General features: G+C 29.8%; 5 protein-coding genes and 2 pseudogenes. 4 read left to right on the forward strand and 3 right to left on the reverse strand.

The window, feature by feature from the left end:
* Positions 1 to 475: 475 nt before the first annotated feature.
* Positions 476 to 1,015, forward strand: coding sequence for an HD domain-containing protein (locus B5P40_RS28745; protein ID WP_113710324.1), 540 nt, complete (start codon positions 476 to 478; stop codon positions 1,013 to 1,015).
* Between the two features lie 281 nt (positions 1,016 to 1,296).
* On the opposite strand, the gene B5P40_RS28750 is transcribed toward B5P40_RS28745, so the two are convergent.
* The gene (locus tag B5P40_RS28750) at positions 1,297 to 1,566 is read right to left on the reverse strand and encodes a hypothetical protein (protein ID WP_258402207.1); all 270 of its coding nucleotides are present in this window, start codon (positions 1,564 to 1,566) and stop codon (positions 1,297 to 1,299) included.
* Between the two features lie 1,646 nt (positions 1,567 to 3,212).
* Between B5P40_RS28750 and B5P40_RS28760 the strand changes: the two genes are divergently transcribed.
* A complete protein-coding gene (locus B5P40_RS28760; RefSeq protein WP_098786630.1) occupies positions 3,213 to 3,410 on the forward strand; it encodes a helix-turn-helix transcriptional regulator in 198 nt (65 codons plus the stop codon).
* Positions 3,410 to 3,865 carry a DUF3278 domain-containing protein gene (locus tag B5P40_RS28765; protein WP_113710325.1) on the forward strand — a complete coding sequence of 152 codons (456 nt, stop codon included), beginning with the start codon at positions 3,410 to 3,412 and terminating at the stop codon, positions 3,863 to 3,865. Before B5P40_RS28760 ends, B5P40_RS28765 begins: the two co-directional genes overlap by 1 nt.
* A gap of 162 nt (positions 3,866 to 4,027) precedes the next feature.
* On the opposite strand, the gene B5P40_RS28770 is transcribed toward B5P40_RS28765, so the two are convergent.
* The gene (locus B5P40_RS28770; protein ID WP_113710326.1) at positions 4,028 to 4,768 is read right to left on the reverse strand and encodes an alpha/beta fold hydrolase; all 741 of its coding nucleotides are present in this window, start codon (positions 4,766 to 4,768) and stop codon (positions 4,028 to 4,030) included.
* 288 nt (positions 4,769 to 5,056) lie between these two features.
* Here B5P40_RS28770 and B5P40_RS28775 point away from each other — a divergent pair.
* Positions 5,057 to 6,132 (forward strand): annotated as a pseudogene (locus B5P40_RS28775) (Ger(x)C family spore germination protein).
* 411 nt (positions 6,133 to 6,543) lie between these two features.
* Here B5P40_RS28775 and B5P40_RS28780 read toward each other — a convergent pair.
* Positions 6,544 to 6,816: pseudogene (locus B5P40_RS28780) on the reverse strand (recombinase family protein); the annotation flags it as partial.
* Positions 6,817 to 6,959 lie beyond the last annotated feature (143 nt).

The following is a 6,959-nucleotide window of genomic DNA, read 5'->3' on the forward strand; positions in this document are numbered from 1 at the left end:
ATAGCCGTTTATATAAACGAAACGTCTTTGCAGGAGTGGCGAAGCCACGACTACATGAACAGCCCCCCATTATCTAACAGGGGCGCAAATTAACCTATAATTCCCCTTTCTGAAAGAAATGTGATTAACATCAATGTGTAAGATTGTGAAATGTTGTACTTAAAGTAACAGGTGCTTTAGTTGAAAAAAATTAAACAACTTTATTATCATTTTAAGTAACAATATTCTTTTAGATCAATTCAGTTTTAAACAACTTTTTTAAAGCCTTATTACATTTGATATGTAGTAAGGCTCTTGCTTTATTATAGCGAATTAAACAACTTTATTATCACTCTACAGATGTATTAATATTTGATTTAATTGAGAAAGGATTGGTATACTATTGTCGGTTTTTTGTTTATTCAATTAAAGAAAACGGATCTATAATGTGGGAGGAAATCAAATACATTTATTAAAAATAAAGGAGCTGTTGAAATTGGACACTATTCAATTAATTGAAGATTTCATATTACCTTACTATGCTCAAAAAGATATAATGCACAATGTTGAACATATAAAAAGAATTTTAAATTTATCTCTAGAAATGGCTAAAATATATAAAAATAAAGTAGATGAGGATTTACTTAAATATGGCGCATATTTTCACGGAGTAATATATGAAGAAGAGATAAGAATAAGTATTGAAGAATTTCTTAAGGGTATTGGGTTTAGTGGAGAAAAAATAAAACGAATTCTAGAAGTAGCAGACGGTTCTCAAAAGGATGGAAAACCAGAAAGCCTAGAAGCTAAAATTCTCCACGATGCACATTTACTTGAGGGTGGAGAGACATTTTTAATTGTTAAATCTTTAATCACTGGATCACTCAGGGGACAATCCTTACTGGAAACGATTGAATATCTAGAAACAAATATACTTAATAAACATCATTGTTACTTACCCGAAAATATTGAAAAATACAAGGAAAAGGAAAAGTTCGCTTTTGACTTTCTATACAAACTCAAAACACATATATAATTTTTAATTTGTGAAGTTTTGTACTTAAATTATATGAGGGGTTTTATGGAATATTTGGACTCTGAATAAATAGAAATTTTTAACAATAAAAAATCTTTGTATAAAATGAAATTTAGTCAACAGTCTACATCTTTATTTTATTAAATTTAAAACATAAGAATAGATAAATACAATTAAACCAATGATGTTTAGTCTAAATCATTATTTTAACTAAACAAGGACCACACATATTAGACATGTTTAATATGTGTGGTCCTTTTAATTTCAACTGTTTCACTTACCTAACCTAAATATAATGCGAAGAGTTCTTTTTTTAACTTAATAGAAAATATTTCATTAACGTAATTACTACTTGCATGACAATATGTACTGAAGCATTGAATAAACAAGACTTCAGTACATATTGTCCATTTTTCCCACTCAAGTGAGCTATTATTTCCAAGCTTGATTGAAACCCTAGATTTATTTACATCATCCCTCTTGTCCCTTACCTTCCTTTCTCTCATTCTGCTAAAATTCTTACTTGATTTGCTAGTTTTTTTCTTTCTCATTGTAATCACCCCACATATTTTTTGAACATTAATTGAATGTCTAAATATGATAAGCAGTTCATACCTGTAAAATTCACACTTATCATCTTTACCCTTCTCTAGAACTTTCTTATGTTTCTCACTACCAAACGGTACGTTGGAAATGATAGAAACAAATTCTAGAAGAGTTTGAAAACAAATACGTTCATTACATATGGCTACTATCTAATGCAAAGTCATTTCACACTGCTAAATAAGGTGCAAATTTTAAAATGTGTTTAATGTTCATATAGTGAAAATGAATTTTAAAAAAGTATAAAAACAGCAAACTACTAAAAACAAGTTGTAATATTGACATCAATTCAAAAAGAAAAACCACAACGATCGCTGTGGTTTTTCTTTTTGCTCCGACCAAGACTATATTTTAAATGTTCATGGCATTATATGTTGGATTTCAATTATAAGTTCCAATGTAAACTTTTGAATATTAGTTTACATTCAAATCTTTGGTTTTATTAACTTCATTACAACTTACTCATTTTCCCCAAAACCACTGACAAAAGTATACATTCAAAACACGATAAAATAAGGAATAAATAACCAACTAATAAATATATTTTTTCTGAAAATTTATGCTATAATTAATCTGTACAAAGGTTGGTATCCTTTTACTTCTAATATTGTATTGATTTATATGTAGTACCCTACTACTTAAATATGGATCTACAAACAAAAAGAACTAGTATAATACTAGTTCTTTTTGTTTGTTTAGAATAAATAAAATTTAAAAAACACATAAATATCCATGTTACCATATATTATGACACTCAATTTTGTTTACACCATACAACAAAATTAAACTAATCCCTTATCTATTATAGATAAGGGATTAGTTTGTATAAATAATTTTTATTTAACAATTTTAATCCTGTCCAAAGATTAAAAACCATATTAAAAGTTTACATAACCCCACTTATCAGTAGTCCATGTATCTAGAAATCTAGAAAATTCCCTTCAGAAAATCTGAAGGGAATTTTCGTTCACATAATCACGACTATTCGCAGTTAACTCCTATTTTTTAAGTGCAATATTTTTCACTAATTTTTAAATTTATAATCCCACAAATTATAGTGTCTCCCTAGAAACCCAGTCATACCAACGGTTCAACCCGGCTTGTCCCTTCTATTCTATTATTTTATAAAAATTAAAAGGGCTTTTCTCTATGCAATGGGCAGGTAGTATTTTTTGAGAAAATCACTCAAAAAATCTCCACCTTTCCTCCATTGCATAGAGAAATTCGGCGGGGGTTGGTATGTCGCCAAGCCGAACAGACCAAAAACAAGGATTAAGTTGCTCGACTTGGACTAGCAATTATATCCGCCGAACCGCCATGATCCATCGTTCAAGAATTTCACTTAAGCTATATATAAAGTTACGTTAAATTACTGGGGGCTAGCCCCCAAACCCCCAGCCAGCACTCACACCCAAAAACATGGGAGAATAGCATGATAAAACATTTTTATACTTTAGAATTACACTATTATAAAAAATTTATTTTTAAACAATTGATCAGTTTAATTAAAGATGATTTTGATTTTTTATTATATCTAATGTAATATATAAGTTACATATGTAACTTATATATTACATTAGAGTAGGGTGGGATAATGAAAAATAATGTGAAAATAACTCGGATTAAAACTTCAATGACCCAAGAACAATTAGCAAGAAAAATAGGTGTAACTAGACAGACAATTGGACTGATTGAGAAAGGAGAATATAATCCGAGTCTTCAACTTTGTGTTGCAATAGCAAAAGTACTTAATAAAACTTTAGATGATTTATTTTGGGAGGTAGAGAATTAATGAAATCTTGGATATCTTTTTTAATACCAGATGATGAATATAAGGAAAAAAAGATGTTGTATTTTTTCTCTGAAGGTGGAATATTTCTTTTTCTTTTTCTTATTGCAATGATTATTAGTAACAAGTATTTTAATATAAGTGTAGAAATTGTATTATTGTGCTCCATTGCTATATTCCTCTTTTATGTATTTGGAAGGTATATAATGTCCGGTATTGAATATACAGATATTTCAACGGAAAAGGCCTATATTAAAGAGTTAAGGGTTATTTTTATTAGAACAGTTACTTTTGTTTTTATTTTTATGTCAGTATATATGACTTTTATTAAGATACCTAACAATTCCAATGAATGGTTAGAAATTTTAGGTTTTTTATTAAGTGTTAGCATAGTGATGTTTTTTTCTAGCTTTATTTCTTTAAAGTGTTCCTATAAAAAAAATAAGGAATTGTTATAATTAAGATTGTGAAATGGTTTACTTAAAGTAATAGGTTCTTTTCTTTAATAAGGTTATAAAGGGGTACCACCAGCATTTTGGAAAAAACCACGCTAAGCAAAAAATATAATAAGCTGTCCATATGGACAGCTTATTTACATAATTACCGAACTCGGAAGTTAATTATAAGATCTGAAGAACCTTTTTGACCGCATTTATTACATATTGTGGCTCATCCTTTTGGATATAGTGTCCACTGTTAGGTGCTATAACTAAGGAACTATTAGTTGATAAATCCAATAATTCCTTTTGCATATGCAACCATAAGTTTTGTGCATCAGTGGAATAAAAAGCTTTTTTTCCTGCAGAAAGAATAATAACGTTTTTATCTATAAGTGTTTTTCTGTGTAATCGTACTTCTTCTAGACTCTTCATAAATTGATCGTATGTACCTTCATAAATAAATTGTTTATTATAAGCTTCTTGGAAATCTGAAGGCATGATGGGAAGAAATCGTTCTCTGTAGTCTTCTGGGGTTGAATCCACAAGTATTAGCCCTGCTACCTCGCTTGGATATAAAGATGCGTATAAACGAACATTTACTCCACCAAAGGAATGCCCCACAAAAATATAAGGAGGCGTTAATTGTAATTTTTTTAGTAATGTTCTTAGCTCTTTTACCATCTCAGAACTAACTCTATTGTTCGGACTAGAATCACTCTTTCCTAAACCAGCTCTATCATAGACCAGAACTTTTGTGAATTCTGCAATTTGTGATACTATTTCATTCCAAGCTTTAGAGTAATCACCATAACCTGCGTCCATTACTACGGTTGGAGTTCCTTTATCACTTCCAAATATTTTTGTATATAATTGAAAACCACCTATATCAACAAATTCCTCACGTTCTAAAACCTTTTTCATTCAGATTTAACTCCTTCCATATTCCAAGGTATAACAAGTAAATTATTTAATAAATTGTATCATGGATGGAAAAGGAAAATCAGAAATCTATTTTGAATACCATATACACGCTAGGTTAACATAACGTCTCATTATCGGTAGTTTTAATAAAAACATGAATATAATGATGATTATTTCGGAAAAATACCACAAACAATTAAAATCTAAAATTTAACAATTTATACCATTAACAAACGAAATTTAGAATACGTTACTTTCCAATTTGGTTTGTGACTGGATGGAGAGAATATGAACAAATTTACTCAAAAACAAATTTTACTATTTGGTATTTCGTTAGCATTTATGACAGGATGCTTGCAAAAGTATATTATTGATGATGTTCAATTAATTCAAGGAGTTGTATACGATACAGCAAAAGATAAGATAAAAACATCGATTGTCTGTCCTATTCAAGAAAAAGGGCATAAAGTCCAAGTATTTGAGAACATTGGAAACACAGTAAAACAAGGAAGAGAAAAAGCTTCTTTCGAATCTGCACAATCGTTTGCCAATGGACAATTACGTGTTGCTCTTTTTACAGAAAAATTAGCGAAAAAAGATATAACAGTAGCGTATGATACACTTCTACGAGATAGTAGCATAGGACATACAATATATCTAGGAATACTAGAAGGTGATGGATATGAGCTATTATCTGGAAAATACAAAAATAACTTTAATGTTGCAATTTATATAAAAAATTTGTTGGAACACAATATGGAAACAGGTTCATTACCATATGATAATTTACATCTTAACTCTATCGCTATTATGAAGTAGGACAAGATACTTTTATGCCGATATTAAAAAAACAAAAAGACAAAATAGAAATTAAAGGCATGGCTCTTTTCAATGAAGAAAAATATGTAGGGAAAGTGGAACAAAAAGATATGTTTATTTTTAGAGGATTGCTTGAAAAACATAGATTAAATTCCCAGGAATTCAAAACCCATGGCGGTTATGTATTAATTAACAATATCCGTTCCATTCCTTCCTATCATGTTCAGATTAAAAATGGAAAACCATCTTTTTATATTCAAGTTAAAATGGATGCTCGTCTGCAAGAAATCTCAAAAAAGATAAATTTAGAAGATAAAAAGAATGTCGAGGTAATAACAAAGAACATAGAAAAGCAACTTAATACAGAAAGTAACAAGCTAATAAAAAAAATACAAAATCTAAATGTAGATCCACTCGGTTTAGGCTCCAAATTTAAACAACAGTATAAACCATTTAAGTTAAAAGAGTGGGAAAAAATATATCAAACCGTACCAGTAAGAGTGAAATACATCGTTAATATTGAAAATTCAGGAGTCGTTGAGTAAAAAATTGAAATGGTTTACCATGAGTTTTATTAAAACCATCTATATCTTTGCTGAAACTTGTAATACTCTCAAATATAAAACCAAATTAAGATTTCCCCAATTTATACTCTAACAAATCTGAATTTCCCTTTATCTATAATTATGCTATTATTTATTCAAGACAATTTTCATTGCTTGTATGTGACAAAAATACGCTACTCATTCAAAACAAAAACGCCAACTCCAGTATGGAATTGGCGTTTTTGTTTCATTCAATCAGCTACTTGGACCCACTTTTATTTTACAAATCTAGTCCTTTTGGGGCACGGCAATATCGCCATAAAGCTAAGGTTAGGATCTTTTTTAGCTGCAAATCAGAGACATATTTTCCTTGATTATAAATCTTTAAAATTTCCTCTTCCCCTCTTCATACTATCTTTCCCCTTGTTCATATCGTTTTACAATTCGATAGAAAGTGGTATTAGACATACTACTTCGTTTCATTGCTTCTACAGCAGTAATTTTTTTCTCTTTCCATTCTTGATATGCTTGAATGAACTCATTTGTTATTTCCGCTCTTGGCCTTCCAAAATATTTCCCCTGTTTTTTTGCAAAATCAATTCCTTCTCGTTGTCTTGTTTTGATTTTTGTTCTTTCTTCTTCCGCTAACCAGGATAGAATCTGTAATACCAAATCTGTAATCAGGGGTCACCATACATGCCCATCAACTTAAGAATTTAGAATTACCCCACAACGATAAAATTTTGCACAAGTTGGTCAATTTTATCGTTCTGGGGTAGTTTATTTTTGTTAGGTTGACGGCCATGGGGTAGCACCACACATCCATC

The organism is Bacillus sp. SRB_8, assembly GCF_003264205.1.
In the GTDB taxonomy this organism is placed as follows: domain Bacteria; phylum Bacillota; class Bacilli; order Bacillales; family Bacillaceae_G; genus Bacillus_A; species Bacillus_A mycoides.